The sequence below is a fragment of the Desulfovibrio biadhensis genome (assembly GCF_055388615.1).
The window spans coordinates 2,257,760-2,273,265 of record NZ_AP042477.1; the positions used below are offsets into that span (position 1 = coordinate 2,257,760).

Below are 15,506 nucleotides of genomic sequence, written 5' to 3' on the forward strand. Positions count from 1 at the left end.
GTCAGCGCCCTTTCACTTGCAGCCTGTAGGCGTGCAGGATGGGCTCTGTATAGCCCGAGGGCTGCTCGCGCCCCTGAAAGACAAGGGCCCGCGCCGCCTGGAAAGCCGGGCTGGCGTCAAAGTCAGGTGACATGGGGCGGTGGTTCGGATCTCCGGCGTTCTGTTTGTCCACCATGGCCGCCATGCGCTCAAGGGCTGCCTGCACTTGCTCCTCGGTGACAATGCCGTGGTGCAGCCAGTTGGCGATATGCTGGCTGGAAATGCGCAGAGTGGCGCGGTCTTCCATCAGCCCCACATCATGGATGTCCGGCACTTTTGAGCAACCAATGCCCTGCAACACCCAACGGGAGACGTACCCCAGAATGGACTGGCAGTTGTTGTCCAGTTCTTCGCGGATAGCATCCGCAGTGGGCTTTTCTTTCATGAGCGGAATCTGCAGCAGGTCATCACGGGTGGCGCGGCGTTTGCCGGCCAGTTCGCTTTGCCGGGCAAAAACATCCACCTGGTGGTAGTGCATGGCGTGCAGCGTTGCCGCGGTGGGGGAGGGCACCCAGGCGCAGTTTGCGCCGGAAAGAGGGTGGGCGGCCTTGGTTTCCACCATTTCGAGCATGCGGTCAGGCTTGGCCCACATGCCTTTGCCTATCTGGGCCTTGCCGGAAAGCCCGCACGCCAGCCCCACATCTACGTTCCAGTCTTCATAAGCCTGCATCCAGGTTTCAGAGCGCATGTCATTCTTGCGCACCATGGGGCCCGCTTCCATGCTGGTGTGAATTTCATCGCCGGTGCGGTCCAGGAAACCGGTATTGATGAAGATAAGACGTTCCTTGGCCTGGGCGATGGAGTGCGCGAGGTTCAGCGTGGTGCGGCGTTCCTCATCCATGATGCCCAGCTTCACGGTGTTTGCGGGCAAGCCCAGCAGTTCTTCCACACGGCTGAACAGGCGACAGGTGAAGGCGGCTTCGTCCGGACCATGCATTTTGGGCATAACCACATATACGTTGCCTTCTCGGCTGTTCACGCGGCGCCCGTATTTTGGGGCCACGTCGTGCAGGGCCAGGTAGACGGTGCCCAGGGCGTCCAGGAAACCTTCAAAGATTTCATTGCCGTCAGCGTCGAGAACGGCCGGGGTGCGCATCAGACGCCCCACGTTGCGTACCAGCAGCAGGCTGCGGCCCGGCAGCATAAAAGGCGCTCCATCTGGCGCTGTGTACTTGCGGTCCTCCGCCAGGGTGCGGGTGATGCTTTTTCCGCCCTTGGAAAATGTGGTGGCGAGATCTCCCTTCATGAGCCCGAGCCAGTTGCGCCAGGCCAGGGCCTTGTCTTCACCATCCACCACGGCCACAGAGTCTTCCATGTCCTGGATGGTGGTCATGGCGGATTCCAGGAGAACATCCTTGACGCCGGCGGGGTGTTGCGCGCCAACCTGGTCTTCGTGGTCGATGCACAATTCCGCGTGCAGGCCATTGTTGCGCAGCAGGATGACCGAGGCGGTTTCTTGCCCCTGGTACCCTGCAAAGCGGGCAGGATCGGCAAGATGGGTTGTGGCGCCGGATGCCAGGGTGACGGAAAGGGTTGCCGGGCCGGTGGTGCGGTCGACAACGTAAGCAGTGGCGTCCTTGTGGCTGCCTTGCTCCAGGGGGAAAGCCTGGTCCAGGAATTCCGCGGCCTTTTCCATGACACGGGCGCCACGTTTGGGATCATAGCCAGCGGCAAGGGCCTCGCCCTCTTCACGGGGGAGCGCGTCTGTACCGTAGAATGCATCGTAAAGGCTGCCCCAACGGGCATTGGCCGCATTCAGGGCGTAGCGTGCATTGGTCACCGGCACCACCAGCTGGGGGCCAGCAACATTGGCTATTTCGCGGTCCACCTTGCCAGGGGCCACGGGTTCGGGCTCAATGGCCGGGAGCAGATAACCCAGGTCCTGGAGAAAGGTTTTGTAGGCTGCGGCATCAAAAGGTTTCCCCTTGTTGTCCTTATGCCAGCTGTCGATTTTTTGCTGCAGGTCATCGCGCTTGTCGAGCAGGGCCTGGTTTTCGGCGCTGAACTCCTTCACGATGGTGGCCAGGGCCTTCCAGAAATCGGCTGCGTCCACATGCAGGCCGGGCGCGGCTTCGTCCCTGATCATTTCAAACAAGGGGCGCTCTATGGAGAGACCGGCTTCATCTACGTATTCAGGCATGTTGCCTCCTCATTAGTCTACGTTCTTCAGGATACGACGTTTTCAAGAAGATATACTCAATCGCAGCTTTTGATAAGGAAGCTATCTGCATTCGGGCAGGATTAAAAGGGAGTTTCCTGCTTGGGTGGTCCGAAAAGATGAAGAAAGGCCTCGGAACGGTTGGGAGTTGTGCTTTTCGTTGACAAACGTGTGTCGAATAAACTACGAAATTAACGTTTTGCGCATAAACCGGCAGCTCAGTTTTACAGGAGTAGGAATTGCAGGATCAAAACACCTCAGACAGCGGCCCCAAAGCCGATACTTCATCTTCCGCCACCAGTTCAAGTGATGGCGCCCCGCAGCCAGCCCTGGTTGTGGAGAGTATCCATAAGCGTTTCGGAGGGCTTGAGGTCCTCAAAGGCCTTTCTCTGACAGCCAATGAGGGCGACGTTATCGCACTCATCGGGTCCAGCGGGTCGGGAAAGAGCACTTTTCTGCGCTGCATCAATCTTTTGGAAATACCCGATAGCGGCGCTGTGCGCGTACGCGGCGAGCTTATCGAGATGCGCAAGAACCGCAAGGGCGAATCTGTGCCCAAGAACCAGAAGCAGGTCGACCGTATCCGCACCCGCCTGGGCATGGTCTTTCAGCAGTTCAACCTGTGGGAGCACATGACCGTTCTTGAAAACGTCATAGAGGCTCCCGTGCACGTGCTGAAGCGCCCCAAAAAGGAGTGTGTGGAGGAGGCCATGGGGCTGTTGCAGAAGGTCGGCATTGCCGACAAGCGGGACAGCTATCCTGCGCACCTTTCCGGGGGGCAGCAGCAGCGCGTGGCCATTGCCCGTGCGCTGGCCATGAATCCGGAAGTGATCTTGTTCGACGAACCGACCTCGGCCCTGGACCCTGAAATGGTGGGCGAGGTGCTGCGGGTCATGGGCAGTCTTGCGGAAGAGGGGCGCACCATGATCATCGCCACACATGAAATGGACTTTGCCCGGGACGTCTCTTCCCAAGTGATGTATTTGCACGAGGGGCGCGTAGAGGAGCAGGGACCGCCAAGCCAGGTTTTCGAGAATCCGCAATCCCAGGTTTGCCGGCAATTCCTTTCACGCTTTCTGGATGTTCGCCCCAGCTAGAGGGGGCTGGTTGTTCAAACTTACCACACTCGAGAGGAGAAGCACTGATGAAGAAGGCATTCGTTTACACCCTGTGTATTGTTGCTCTGGTGGCCATGGCCACGACGGCATTTGCCGGCAAGAAAGTCATCGTGGGCACTGAAGGCGCCTACCCTCCATTCAACTATGTTGATGACAAGGGCGAACTGGGCGGTTTTGACATCGATCTGGCCAAGGCCATGTGCGCCGAGCTGGATTACGACTGCGAGTTCAAGGCTGTGGAGTGGGACGGCCTGATTCCCGCATTGCTGGCCAAGAAAATCGACTGCATCATCGCTTCCATGTCCATCACCGAAGAGCGCAAGGAAAAGGTGGACTTCACCAATAAGTACTACCAGACCCCTGCCAGCTTTGTTGCCAAAAAAGGCGCCAACTTTGAGGTGAGCAAGGAAGGTCTGAAGGGCAAGGTTGTCGGCGTTCAGCGCGCTACCATCCATGAGAACTTCATCCGCGACAACTTTGGTGATGTGCTTGAGATCAAGTCCTACGCCAAGCAGGAAGAAGCCAACATGGACATGGTTTCCGGCCGCGTGGACCTGCTCTTTGCCGACCAGGTAGTGCTGCAGGGCGGTTTCCTGGATACTCCTGACGGTGCTGACTACGAATTCATCGGCCCCGCCTACCTGGACAAGAAGTGGTTCGGCGAAGGCATCGGCATCGCCGTGCGCAAGGGTGACGACGAACTTCGCGAAGGCTTCAACAAGGCCATCAAGGCCCTGCGCGCAAATGGCAAGTACAAGGAAATCAACGACAAGTACTTCGACTTCGACCTTTACGGCGAATAATCGAAATATAGCCAGATGGCCCCGAGGCTGCTTGCCCCGGGGCTGTTCATTATTTTCCACAAGGCTGAATGATGCTCGATTTGCAAGGCTATGGCTCGTTGCTTTGGGAAGGGACCCAGCTCACCATCATGGTGGGTGTCTGTTCCATGTTTGTGGCTATTCTGCTGGGGCTTCTCGGCGCCTGGGGCAAGCTTTGCAAAAAACCCTTTTTCAACCTGCTCTCTGCGATTTACACCACCGTCATTCGCGGCGTTCCGGAGCTGGTGCTTATCCTGCTCGTTTTTTATGGTGTGCCCACCCTGGTAATGGACCTCTCCAGAACACTCATCGGGCATGAAATCATCATCGACTTCAACCCCTTTGTCTCCGGCGTGTGGACGATCGGCTTCATTTACGGGGCTTTTTCTACAGAAGTTTTTCGCGGTGCGTTCATGGCCGTGCCCAAAGGACAGCTGGAAGCCGCCCGCGCCATGGGCATGAACCCCATGCTGGCCTTTCGGCGGGTGCTGCTCCCCCAGGTCTGGCGCTTTGCTTTGCCTGGGCTCGGCAACGTGTGGATGGTCCTTATAAAGGCTACGGCGCTCATCTCCGTCATCCAGTTACCGGAACTGATGCGCAACGCCGAGATCGCTTCCCGGGCCACCAGAATGCCCTTTACCATTTTCTTTGCGGCGTCACTCATCTATCTGGGCATAACCGTGCTTTCCATGTATGCGCAGCTCAAGGCTGAAAGCTGGGCAAACCGCGGCGTGCGCAAGGCGGCCTGAGACCATGATCATTCCCGAAATAGTCGTCGAAAGTCTGCCGCAATTGTGCCAGGGCGCCTGGATCACCATCCAGCTCACCGCTCTTTCCGTTCTCATCGGGTTCTGCCTGGCAGTGCCGGCCGCGCTTATGCGCGTCTCCAAAAACAAATGGCTTAACATCCCGGCGCAGGCCTTTATTTTGTATTTCAGGGGCACGCCCCTTCTGGTCCAGATTTTTCTCATCTATTACGGTAGCGGCCAGTTCCGCGACCTGCTCTCCAACTTCGGGCTTTGGCAGCTTTTCCGCGAGGCGTACTTCTGCTCCGTGCTGACCCTCACGCTGAACACCGCCGCCTACACCGCGGAGATTCTTCGCGGCGCCATTCAGAGTGTGGCATGGGGCGAGATCGAAGCCGGCCGCGCCTGCGGCATGTCCAACCCGCTTCTGTACCGCCGCATCGTTCTGCCCAAGGCTTTCCGCCTGGCCTGGCCCGCCTATACCAATGAGGTCGTCTTTCTGCTTCAGGCCACGTCCCTGGTTTCGATCATCACGATCATGGACATCACAGGCGTTGCCAGAGTCATCGCTGCCCGTAGCTTTGCCATCTATGAGCTGTACATCACCGCTGCCTTGTTCTATCTGGTCCTGGTCTATGGTCTGCTCTTCGTTTTTCGCAAGGTGGAGCACCGTCTCACCAGGCATTTGCAGTCCAGGACCAACATGGAGGAGTCGGGTGAGCTTCCCATGCTCGGGTAGCCGGACCGCGCTTCTTGCATGTTATCACTGCTGCTGCATGATGAAGACTAATGAATCCCCCTAATCTTATTCTGGTGTATACATGACGAACGTTTCTTCGGAAGCATCCGCCCCTTCGCAGCTTGATCGCGGCGTCGCCCCCATAGAGCCACGGCATCTCAAGGCCGATGCACTGCTTTTGACCACTGCGTTGATCTGGGGGTGCGCTTTTGTCGCCCAACGCAAGGGCATGGATTTTGTCGGGCCTTATACCTTCAATGGTGTGCGGTTTGCCTTGGGTGCCCTGGCGCTTTTGCCCCTGGCCATGCGCAGCCAGCGCTCCCTCGGGCAGGTGAGTGCGGCGTATAAGGCGCCAACGTTCACCACGTATCTCATGGGCGGCATTTTTGCCGGTGCGGCCCTGTTTGCAGGGGCTACCTTGCAGCAGGTGGGGTTGCAGTACACAACCGCCGGCAACGCAGGCTTTATCACCGGACTCTATGTGGTCATCGTGCCTATCCTGGCCCGTTTGCTGGGCAGCAAGCAGGGGTGGGGCATCTGGGTAGGCGCTTCCATGGCAGTTGTCGGGCTGTACATGCTTTCGATCACGGACGGCCTGCACATGGCCTACGGCGATTTGCTGCAGCTTATCGGCGCATTTTTCTGGGCCGGCCATGTCCTTGTGATTGGTTGGCTCTCGCCGCGCATGAATCCGCTTGTTTTGTCCATGGCGCAATACTGGGTCTGTTCCGTGCTCAGTCTGGGGGTGGCTTTTGCCTTGGAAGATGTTACCATTGCAGGCATTATGGATGGCGCTTGGCCGATTCTTTATGGCGGGGTGGTTTCCGTCGGTGTTGCCTATACCTTGCAGGTGGTGGCGCAGCGCGATGCCAAACCTGCCCATGCAGCCATTTTGCTGAGCATGGAATCCGTTTTTGCCGCGCTGGCCGGCTGGGCTTTTCTAGGAGAGACCATGGGGGGGCGAGCCGTTTTTGGATGCGCCTTGATGCTGGCCGGAATGCTGGCGGCGCAACTGATGCCATTGCTCCAAACCCGGCGCAACGGGAGGCGTGGTTGATGCCGGCCTGCGGCCTGCCATTGCCGCCGTGCTATGGTGTTATTCCTGCACGTTGGGCGTCATCACGTTTTCCGGGCAAGCCCCTGGCGGACATTGCAGGGCGCCCCATGTTTTGGCACGTCTGCCAACGCGCCAAAGAAAGCGGCGTGTTCAAACGCATCATCCTGGCCACGGATGACGAACGCATCAGCACAAAAGCGCTGGAGCTGGGCGTAGAGGCGCTTATGACATCACGGGAGCATGCAAGCGGCACGGACAGGGTTTACGAGGCCGCCACACTCATGGGCGTGCCGGACGACGCCGTGGTGGTCAACATTCAGGGAGACGAGCCCGCCCTTGCCCCTGGAATGCTGGCGGAGCTGGTGGCGCCTTTTGCAGACCCTGGTGTGGAGGTGACGACCCTGGCCCGTGAACTGGCGGAAAATGATGTGGGTAATCCCGACCGGGTGAAGGTCGTGCTTGACGCGGCAGGCAACGCGCTCTACTTCTCTCGTGCAGCCATACCTTACAAGGCACGGCATGCTGCAGGAGACACCCCTGGATACCTCCTGCATGTGGGGCTTTATGCCTATCGCATGCGCACGCTGCGGCGCTTTACGCAACTGCCGCCGGGGCGTTTGGAGCGATGCGAGCAGCTGGAGCAGCTCAGGCTTCTTGAAAATTCCATTCCCATCCGCGTGGGTCAGACCAGGTGCACAAGCCATGGGGTTGACCGGCCGGAGGATATTGCCATAGTAAGCAGATTGTTACGGGAGAAATAGAATCATGCGCGCCATTCTCGCCCTGGAAGACGGACTGACCTTTACCGGACGTTGCTTTACCAAACCTGGAGAAAGCAGCGGCGAGGTCATTTTCAATACAGGTATGACCGGATATCAGGAAGTGCTCACCGACCCCTCCTACACGGGGCAGATGGTGACCATGACCTATCCGCTCATCGGTAACTACGGAATCAATATTGAAGATGTTGAATCCTCACGCATTCGCGTGGCTGGCTTCATCGTCAAGGAATGCTGCAAGACGCCCTCCAACTGGCGCAGCAGCATGAGCCTGCCGGATTACCTTTCACAGCAGAACGTCTTGGGCATAGAGGGCGTGGACACACGAGCCCTTACCCGGCATCTGCGGCTGCACGGTGCGAAGCGTGGCCTCATTTCCACGGAAGAATCCGACCCGAAAAAGCTGGTGCGCAGGGCTCAGGAGCTGCCTTCCATGGAAGGGCTGAACCTGGCCGATACGGTGACGCCCGAGCGCCCCTATATTTGGACCGGAACCGGTGTGGAGGACGCTGCCATAGCCGAGGACGGCAGTTATGCATGGCCAGGTGAAGGGCCGCGCATCGTGGTGGTGGATTGCGGCATCAAGTGGAATATCCTGCGGCTTTTGGCCAGCATGGATATGGACCTGCTTATGGTGCCCTCCAACTGGGACAAAAAGCGCATCGATGCGCTGAAGCCCCACGCGGTGTTCCTTTCTCCCGGCCCAGGCGACCCGGCTGCGCTGGCCCATGTCATAGAGACCATCCGCCAGCTCACAGAGTCCTATCCCGTTGCCGGCATTTGTCTTGGGCATCAATTGTTGGGGCACGCCCTGGGCGGCAAGACCTACAAGCTCAAGTTCGGCCACCATGGCTGCAATCATCCGGTCAAGGACCTTGAACACGGGCATATTGAAATATCTTCGCAGAATCATGGATTTTGTGTGGATCTTTCTGACGTGCCCGATGTGAAGCCCACGCACATCAATTTGAATGATAATACACTTGAGGGCTTTGCCCACACGAAGAAGCCCATCATCGCCATCCAGTACCATCCGGAAGCCTGCCCGGGGCCGCATGACAGCCGTTCTTTTTTTGGCAGATTCCGCGAGTTGGTGCGGCGCGAGGCTGGAGTATAGAAAAGCCCGGCGCAGATTCGGGATTTTCTCGGGCATTCACGGCGGCGCAAAAGAGGGGAGTGAGACATGTCCAGTGAACTGATCAAGGCCAGAAGCCAGATCGGAAAGGTCAGAACCTTCCTGAAACAGGAAAAATATTTGCCTGCTGTTCAGGCATTGCATGATGCGCTGCTCGTAATGCTCAAAAGCTCGTTGATGAAGAGCGAGAAGGAAGAATTTGAACGGCTCATGGCTGACGCCGTGTACCTTTTGGATTCGAACACGGGCTTTCATCAGATCATCCCTCTCAAGGTGGAGTTTGTTGCCGGCAAGGAGCGCGAGCTGCTGAACACGCTGAAGGAGTGTCTCAACGAGCTGCAGGACAGCGCGGTGAGTGAAGCGAAAAAGCAGCTGGAAGCTCTGGAAAAGCGCAAGGCGGATGAGCTGGAGCAGGGCCGCGGCATGGTGCAGCGTCAGGAGTATGACAACGCGCGCGACCATTTCAAGAATATGGTGCAGGAGTTCGCAGAGGATGCGGAACTCAAGGCCGACATTGGTGAAATATACCTGAAGGCGCAGCTTTACGAGGATGCCTACGGATACCTTTCCCAGGCTCTGGAGGCCTCGCCCGATTCCTTGCACCTGTATAACCGCATCGGTATCGCCCTGCGCAAAATGGGGCTGTACGAGACGGCTGAGAAGTATTACCTGAAAGCCCTTGAAATTATCTCCGATGACGCCAATCTCTATTTCAACATCGGCAGGCTCTACATCGACTGGCAACGCTGGGACAAGGTCGTGGAGGCGGCAGAGAAGGCTCTCGAGCTTAATTCCTCTTTTGCCGAAGCCCAGAAAATGCTCACCTTCGCACGTAAGCGCATGTGAGCATTTATCCGGCATTTGCCGGGCCAGTCAAAACTGCACCGGCGCGAATATGGCAGGCGCGCCGGGTACATGCACAAACAACAATCAGGAGCACTCACAAATGACCGTTCGTGTCGTCATGTTCATCACAATGTTCATCCTTTGCGCCGTAACCCCCGGTCTGACAGCCGAGCAGGCGGCGGAAGAAGCTAACGGCCCTTTCACCAATGCCCAGGAAGCGATGCAAGGGCCTTCTACTGAAGAGCAGCTGGCTACGCTTGAAAAGGAGCGTCCGGAAGGCATTGCCGCTGCCAACAGCTACCTCAGCGATGTGGGACTGGAAGAATCCTTCGACCAGATCTACGGCCCTATCGCACAGCAGATTCCTGGCGAACAGGCCAAGAAAATCGTGGACACCATGAAGAGCCACGTGCGCATGGACGAAGTCCGCAACATCGTCAAGTTGGTGCTGCTGCATCATTACACCGACGAAGAGCTCAAGGCTTTGGCTGATTTTTATGGTTCCGACGTGGGTAAGTCCATTTCCGAAAAGCTGCCCGTCTACCTTGAAGACGTGAATGCGGCCATTCAGGGTGAGGCCCAGCGCGCTCTGATGCTTTCCCTGCAGCAAATTCAGCTGGAAGCCGCCAAGCAGAACGCTGACAAGGCGCCTGCAGAAGGTGAAGCGCCTGAAGCTTCTGCACCTGAAGCTTCTGAAAAAGACCAGGCCGCTCCTTCTCCTGATGCCGCTCAGGCACCTGAAAAGGAAGAGAAGTCCCAGGGCACCTGGGGCAAGAAGCCTGAAAAGAAAGATTAGCATTTGCCATGAACGGCCCCGCCCAGGATGCGCCGTCTGCCGCACCGCATTACGGTCCGGTTGACGTGCTCATCCTGGGTGCGGGGCTTGCCGGTATGCGCGCCGGCATAGCCGCCCTTGCCGTTTCCCCCGGGGTGCGCGTCTGTTGTCTCAGCCTTGGCGTCGGTCCTGCCGGTTCTTCATTCCTAAATCAAAACAACGCATTGGGCATGCAGGTGCTTGCCGATGCCCCGACGTGCGAGGCCTATGTGCGGCGTGCAGTCGCCATTGCGCCCCCTGGTCATGTGGATACTGATCTTGTTGCCCTTATGGCGGAAGAAAGCCTGCCACGGCTGGAGGAGTTGCGCCTGTGGGGTGCGCCCATACGCGGCGATCACCACCAGGACATGGCGTCCCTGCTCAAGGAGCGACAGGCGGCGTGTTTTTTTCAGGAGCAGGCAACCGCATTCATTTTTCCGGATCTCACGGCCCTGCGGCACTCTCTGCTGTCTCGCTTTCTTGAGCGCGGGGGACGCTTGCTCGAGGGAGTGGAGGTCCTTGGCCTGTGCCGGGACGCATCACTTGCAACGGCCAATGTGCGCGGCGCCTTGCTCCGCAAGAAGGGCGAGCATGTAGTGCATGTCATGCCCGCGCGCAGCGTCATCATGGCGCTAGGCGGGCCCGCGCCCCTGTATGAGCGCAACATCTGCGGTCCGGCGGTGCAGGGCTATTCCTATGCGCTTCTCCAGCGCGCCGGCGCGCCAGTACGGCAGGCCGGGTTGCTGCAATTCTTGTGGCATTTTCAGGATTCGCGGCAGTTCGTTTCCCCCCATTTCCTTGCAAATCAGAACTGGCGGGTGCGGGGGGGCGACTCCCCTGAAGGAAAGCAGATTCCGGAACATATACGCGCCCTGGCAGGGGAGCGTGCGACGCATTGCCCCTTTGCCTATGCGCAGCGGGATAACCTGCTGGACAGGTTTCTCCTGGCCCATGCGGGCACTGGGGGTGTTGTGGCGCTGCGTTCCGGAGCGTCCGGCAGCGTGTGGCGAAAGGCCGCTCTCATGGCGCAGGCAGGAAACGGCGGGGCCCGCATCGACCTACAGGGGCGGACATGCGTGCAGGGGCTTTTTGCCTGCGGCGAAAGCGCCACCGGAATGCACGGGGGCAACCGCATTGGCGGTGGCATGGTGCTGGCCAGTCTGGTGTTCGGCGCCAGGGCCGGGCATACAGCCGCCCAGGAAGCCATTGGCAGTAAGTATCCCAAAAAATACGATATACAGGTGTGTGGCGAACCAGGGCATGCTCCGCCACCTTTGGAAAACGATGGTGATGCTGCATTGCGCCGCCACATACGCCGCCTCATGCAGGAAAACGCCGTCTGTGGTGGAAATCCGGAGGCGTTGCCGGCTGTGCTGGCGGAACTGGAAGCTATTTTGCAACGCGCCCAAGTAAATGGAAAAAGCATGGCATTGGGCGATCGCCTGTTCTGCGAGAGCGCGGCCATCATCGTGCGCCACCTGCTGGCATTGCATGCCGGACATGAGGAGGAAAAGCGTGTCTGGTAAGCCGCTTGTTTCTGTGCTGTTGCCTGTACGCGATGGCGAAAACACCTTGCCCCGCGCCTTGGACAGTCTGCTTGCACAAAGTATGGGGCGGTTTGAAATTATTGCCGTGAACGACGGCTCCTGTGACGGTACGGCTAACGTGCTCGACGCCTATGCCGCCAAGGACCCTCGGGTCATCCCGTTGCATTGCGCCGCCAGGGGCCTGGTGCCTGCACTGGAGGAGGGGTTGCGCCATTGCACTGCGCCCTTTGTTGCCCGCATGGATGCTGATGATGTGTGCCTGTGCGAGCGGTTGGAGAAGCAGGTCGCCTTGTTGCAGAACGCCCCCCATATCGGCGTGGCTTCTTGCCTTGTACAATACGGGGGTGACCGTAGCTTGCAGGGAGGGTATGCCCGGCATGTTGACTGGGCCAACAGCCGTATCACCCATGAGCAGATCAGTCTGGCCAGATTCAGGGAATCGCCCTTGCCACATCCTTCGGTCATGTTCCGCAGGGAGCTGGTGGAGCGTTTTGGTGGCTACCGGGACGGTAATTTTCCTGAAGACTACGAGCTGTGGCTGCGTTGGCTCGACGCCGGGGTGCGTTTTGAAAAGGTGGCTGCGCCGCTGTTGCAGTGGAACGATCCGCCGGGAAGACTGTCACGATGCGACCCGCGCTATGGCATGGAGCAATTTTACCAGGTCAAAGCCCATTTTCTTGCACGCTGGCTGCAAAGGCACAATCCCTTTCACCCTGTTGTGCATGTTTTAGGTGCTGGACGGGTAAGCCGCAAGCGGGCAGAGGCGTTATGCTCCCGTGGTGTGCAGATAGAGACGTATTACGATGTAGATCCGAGAAAGATCGGGCATGTTGTAAATGGTCGCCCTGTATTGGATAGAAATGATGTGCCCCCTCCAGGTAAGGCTTTTTTGCTGTCCTATGTGGCAAATCACGATGCCTTTGAAGACATCAGGGGTTTTTTGGAAGCACGGGGGCATGTTATGGGGCGAGATTTCATACCTGCCGCATGATTCTTGAAAGCAGCCTCCCTGGGGAGTGCAAGTTGCAAGACGATGTACCCTGTAAATACTGTATGACCAGCCAGAGAGATACGTACATTTACTTGCTACAATTTAGTATTTACTGATAGAATTGGCAAAAATGATATGCGTGCCGGCTTGGCGTATCGTAACGGTGGCCATTGCACGGGCATGTAAATGGGCAGGGGTGCTCGGGCCAGGCAGTAGAACAGGCGGACGAAAGCGAGGAGGCCGTGTGGCAGGGAACGACCAGAATTCGCAAGATGGCGCTGTGTCTCAAGATGAAGTCAAAGACTCCCGACAAGAAGGGGGCGGTTTTTATCGCTTTTGGAGAGGCCTTACCAACCCGGGAACATGGTCGCTTAAATGGCGGTTTCTGTATTTTACAGGCGCCATGCTTTTTTTGGGAAGCATTTTTCAGGTCTTTTTTCTTTCCTACACGCTGCATCAGTCCATAGAAAAGCGCGCTGATGACAACCTGCGCCTGCAGGCGGAGAACGCCCAGCAGAGTATGCATGAAAGATTGCAGTTTCTGCTTTCCCAGGCGGTTGCCGTGTCATCGATTCCCGAGGTTCAGGATGCATTGGCCGCGGGTGATCGCGCCAGACTGTTGTCCTTTGCCAAGCCCTATGCCGACAGGATCAGTGTCGAGCTGGTTGTGGACAGCCTGGATTTCGTCTTTTTTACAGAGGCTGGCGACAACCTGCTGGAGACTTCGAGTATCAGTACGAAGAGCAATGGCACAAAGCAGGAAATGCTGCGCTATGTGTTGGAGAATGGCGAAGCTGCGACGGGTCTGGAATATGCTGATGGCGCATTACAATTGCAGGCAATGGCGCCCGTCGCAACGGGGGGCTCTTTCATTGGCGTTGTGGGCGTATATTTGAACGCGGCCGAAACATTGCTCCATCTGCAACGCCCCAGTTCGACCATGGCCCTTATGATTGATGCCTCTGTAATTGACGATACGGATGGCCGCCAGGTGGAAAATGGGTGGGTCCTTGTTGATGGTTACGGCGAAGACTGGCGGCAACACAGCGCCTGGGCGCTGCAGCATCAGCTTGCGGACACCAAGACCGGCGAATGGTTTTTCCGTCTGGAGCCCCTGCATGACATGCAGGGCCGACGGATTGCGGCCTTGTTGTTGGGGTATGAAACCCGCGCAATGCAGGAAATGCGAAAAAACCGCACCTATCAGATGGGGGGGCTCTTTATATCCGGCGCGGTTTTGCTCTGGGCGATTCTTTATTTCAACGTACTGCGGGTGGAGCGTTTTCTCTGGCGGCTGAAAAAAATCATCATCGCCTCACATTCCAGTGACTTTAGTGAACGTTTTGAAAGCGATCACCTGCACTGCCTGAACATAATGAATTGCCACAACGAAGAGTGCCCCGTGTATGTGGACCCGAGCAGAATCTGCTATCTGGAAACAGGGAGCGAAGCCATCTCGCCGGTCTGGCGGGATACCTGCATCTTTCTGAACAAGTACGATAGCTGCCACGAATGCCCTGTCTACCATATGCGCAAGGGCGACGAACTGGTGGAAATGCGCAACGTCGTCAATACGATGATGCGCCATTGGAACAATTTCCTTGGCCGCGCGGGTAAGCTGCTCGCCTATGTTTTGCGCAGTCAGGAGACCGGCCGCGAGGCCTCGTCGCTGCAGGAAGTTTCCAAACGGTTGGAGCAGATGGCCCAGCTCACCTTCTTCAGCCACGATCTGCAGGGAACACTGGACAAGGACGGGGTGTACCAGCAGCTTGGGTATGTCTTCAGCCACCATTTCTCGCTCAACAAGTTTGTTTTGTTCGAGGTGGATCACGATGCGGACCGTCTGCTCATTGCCCTTGATGCGAGCAAGGAGGATCCCCTCTGCAAGCGAGATGTGCTGCTGACCACTGAGGTGTGCCGGTGCAAGCGGAATTCCGAGGACGTGATCTCTTTTTACAATGAAGTGCTCTGCCCGTATTTCAATATAGACACGTCCAAATATGTGCGCTGTTGTCTGCCCATGATCATGGGTGGGCAGGTGGGGGGCGTATTCTCCTTTGTCGCCCCCAAAAACAGCTGGGACAGACTGCGCGATGAAACAATCCCGTTTTTGCGTAAATACCTGGATGAAGCCGCGCCAGTGCTGTCCTCGCTCAGGCTGTTGCAGCTCACAAAGGAGCAGGCGCTGCGCGATCCGTTGACCCATTGCCACAACCGGCGTTTTCTGGATGAGTTCATCGCCAAGTACGAGCCCCTGTCAGAACGTGAGAATCGGCGCACCGGCTTTTTGATGGCGGACCTGGACTACTTCAAACAGGTCAATGACGACTACGGGCACGAAGCTGGCGACCTGGTGCTGAAGCAAGTGGTGGGGGCGATCAACGCATGCATCCGGCGTTCGGACTTGCTGATACGTTACGGCGGAGAGGAATTCCTGATTCTGCTGCAGGATGTTCAGGAAGGCATGGCCGTGTCAGTGGCGGAAAAGATTCGCCAGCGGGTGGAGCAGCAGCCCCTGGATTTGGGCGACGGGGTGAAAATCCACAAGACCATCAGTTTGGGTGTGGCTGAGCACCCCGCTGATGGCAACACGCTCTATAAGGCCATCAAATTCTCCGATGTGGCGCTGTATGAGGCCAAAGGCAGGGGGCGCAACCAGGTTGTGCGCTTTACGCCCGAGATGTGGCAGGGCGAGGAATATTGATGCGTCTCCATG

The 15,506-nt window shown here is 57.5% G+C and carries 13 protein-coding genes; 12 read left to right on the forward strand and 1 reads right to left on the reverse strand.

Annotation, left to right across the window (positions count from 1 at the left end; translation table 11 throughout):
• Position 1 precedes the first annotated feature (1 nt).
• Complete coding sequence (locus ACZ5EH_RS09805; RefSeq protein WP_464277944.1) at positions 2 to 2,179, reverse strand: malate synthase G; 2,178 nt, start codon at positions 2,177 to 2,179, stop codon at positions 2 to 4.
• A 257-nt stretch (positions 2,180 to 2,436) separates the two neighbouring features.
• On the opposite strand from ACZ5EH_RS09805, the gene ACZ5EH_RS09810 reads away from it, so the two are divergent.
• The 12 genes from ACZ5EH_RS09810 (at position 2,437) to ACZ5EH_RS09865 (ending at position 15,494) form a co-directional block, all read left to right on the forward strand.
• On the forward strand, positions 2,437 to 3,294 hold the full coding sequence (locus ACZ5EH_RS09810) for an ABC transporter ATP-binding protein (RefSeq protein ID WP_464277945.1): 858 nt from the start codon (positions 2,437 to 2,439) through the stop codon (positions 3,292 to 3,294).
• Between the two features lie 47 nt (positions 3,295 to 3,341).
• Positions 3,342 to 4,118 (forward strand): ABC transporter substrate-binding protein, encoded by a 777-nt coding sequence (locus tag ACZ5EH_RS09815; RefSeq protein ID WP_464277946.1) that lies wholly within the window; start codon positions 3,342 to 3,344, stop codon positions 4,116 to 4,118.
• A 68-nt stretch (positions 4,119 to 4,186) separates the two neighbouring features.
• On the forward strand, positions 4,187 to 4,885 hold the full coding sequence (locus ACZ5EH_RS09820) for an ABC transporter permease (protein ID WP_464277947.1): 699 nt from the start codon (positions 4,187 to 4,189) through the stop codon (positions 4,883 to 4,885).
• A 4-nt stretch (positions 4,886 to 4,889) separates the two neighbouring features.
• A complete protein-coding gene (locus ACZ5EH_RS09825) occupies positions 4,890 to 5,621 on the forward strand; it encodes an ABC transporter permease (protein WP_464277948.1) in 732 nt (243 codons plus the stop codon).
• Between the two features lie 142 nt (positions 5,622 to 5,763).
• On the forward strand, positions 5,764 to 6,678 hold the full coding sequence (locus tag ACZ5EH_RS09830; protein WP_464278289.1) for a DMT family transporter: 915 nt from the start codon (positions 5,764 to 5,766) through the stop codon (positions 6,676 to 6,678).
• The gene (kdsB, locus tag ACZ5EH_RS09835) at positions 6,678 to 7,439 is read left to right on the forward strand and encodes a 3-deoxy-manno-octulosonate cytidylyltransferase (protein WP_464277949.1); all 762 of its coding nucleotides are present in this window, start codon (positions 6,678 to 6,680) and stop codon (positions 7,437 to 7,439) included. Before ACZ5EH_RS09830 ends, kdsB begins: the two co-directional genes overlap by 1 nt.
• 4 nt (positions 7,440 to 7,443) lie before the next feature.
• Positions 7,444 to 8,574, forward strand: a complete 1,131-nt coding sequence (carA, locus tag ACZ5EH_RS09840) for a glutamine-hydrolyzing carbamoyl-phosphate synthase small subunit (protein ID WP_464277950.1) — start codon at positions 7,444 to 7,446, stop codon at positions 8,572 to 8,574.
• Between the two features lie 66 nt (positions 8,575 to 8,640).
• Positions 8,641 to 9,438 carry a tetratricopeptide repeat protein gene (locus ACZ5EH_RS09845; RefSeq protein ID WP_464277951.1) on the forward strand — a complete coding sequence of 266 codons (798 nt, stop codon included), beginning with the start codon at positions 8,641 to 8,643 and terminating at the stop codon, positions 9,436 to 9,438.
• A gap of 100 nt (positions 9,439 to 9,538) precedes the next feature.
• A complete protein-coding gene (locus ACZ5EH_RS09850) occupies positions 9,539 to 10,234 on the forward strand; it encodes a DUF2059 domain-containing protein (protein ID WP_464277952.1) in 696 nt (231 codons plus the stop codon).
• Positions 10,235 to 10,242: 8 nt separating this feature from the next.
• Positions 10,243 to 11,778, forward strand: coding sequence for an FAD-binding protein (locus tag ACZ5EH_RS09855; protein ID WP_464277953.1), 1,536 nt, complete (start codon positions 10,243 to 10,245; stop codon positions 11,776 to 11,778).
• Positions 11,768 to 12,790 carry a glycosyltransferase family 2 protein gene (locus tag ACZ5EH_RS09860; protein ID WP_464277954.1) on the forward strand — a complete coding sequence of 341 codons (1,023 nt, stop codon included), beginning with the start codon at positions 11,768 to 11,770 and terminating at the stop codon, positions 12,788 to 12,790. Before ACZ5EH_RS09855 ends, ACZ5EH_RS09860 begins: the two co-directional genes overlap by 11 nt.
• Positions 12,791 to 13,034: 244 nt before the next feature.
• Positions 13,035 to 15,494, forward strand: coding sequence for a sensor domain-containing diguanylate cyclase (locus tag ACZ5EH_RS09865; protein WP_464277955.1), 2,460 nt, complete (start codon positions 13,035 to 13,037; stop codon positions 15,492 to 15,494).
• Positions 15,495 to 15,506 lie beyond the last annotated feature (12 nt).

What these genes read in the sequence shown, in the direction of transcription:
- ACZ5EH_RS09815 (WP_464277946.1), top strand. Translation starts at nt 3,342, where the DNA reads ATGAAGAAGGCATTCGTTTACACCCTGTGTATTGTTGCTCTGGTGGCC.
- carA (WP_464277950.1), top strand. Translation starts at nt 7,444, where the DNA reads ATGCGCGCCATTCTCGCCCTGGAAGACGGACTGACCTTTACCGGACGT.
- ACZ5EH_RS09850 (WP_464277952.1), top strand. Translation starts at nt 9,539, where the DNA reads ATGACCGTTCGTGTCGTCATGTTCATCACAATGTTCATCCTTTGCGCC.
- ACZ5EH_RS09845 (WP_464277951.1), top strand. Translation starts at nt 8,641, where the DNA reads ATGTCCAGTGAACTGATCAAGGCCAGAAGCCAGATCGGAAAGGTCAGA.
- ACZ5EH_RS09820 (WP_464277947.1), top strand. Translation starts at nt 4,187, where the DNA reads ATGATGCTCGATTTGCAAGGCTATGGCTCGTTGCTTTGGGAAGGGACC.
- kdsB (WP_464277949.1), top strand. Translation starts at nt 6,678, where the DNA reads ATGCCGGCCTGCGGCCTGCCATTGCCGCCGTGCTATGGTGTTATTCCT.
- ACZ5EH_RS09855 (WP_464277953.1), top strand. Translation starts at nt 10,243, where the DNA reads ATGAACGGCCCCGCCCAGGATGCGCCGTCTGCCGCACCGCATTACGGT.
- ACZ5EH_RS09825 (WP_464277948.1), top strand. Translation starts at nt 4,890, where the DNA reads ATGATCATTCCCGAAATAGTCGTCGAAAGTCTGCCGCAATTGTGCCAG.
- ACZ5EH_RS09805 (WP_464277944.1), bottom strand. Translation starts at nt 2,179, where the DNA reads ATGCCTGAATACGTAGATGAAGCCGGTCTCTCCATAGAGCGCCCCTTG.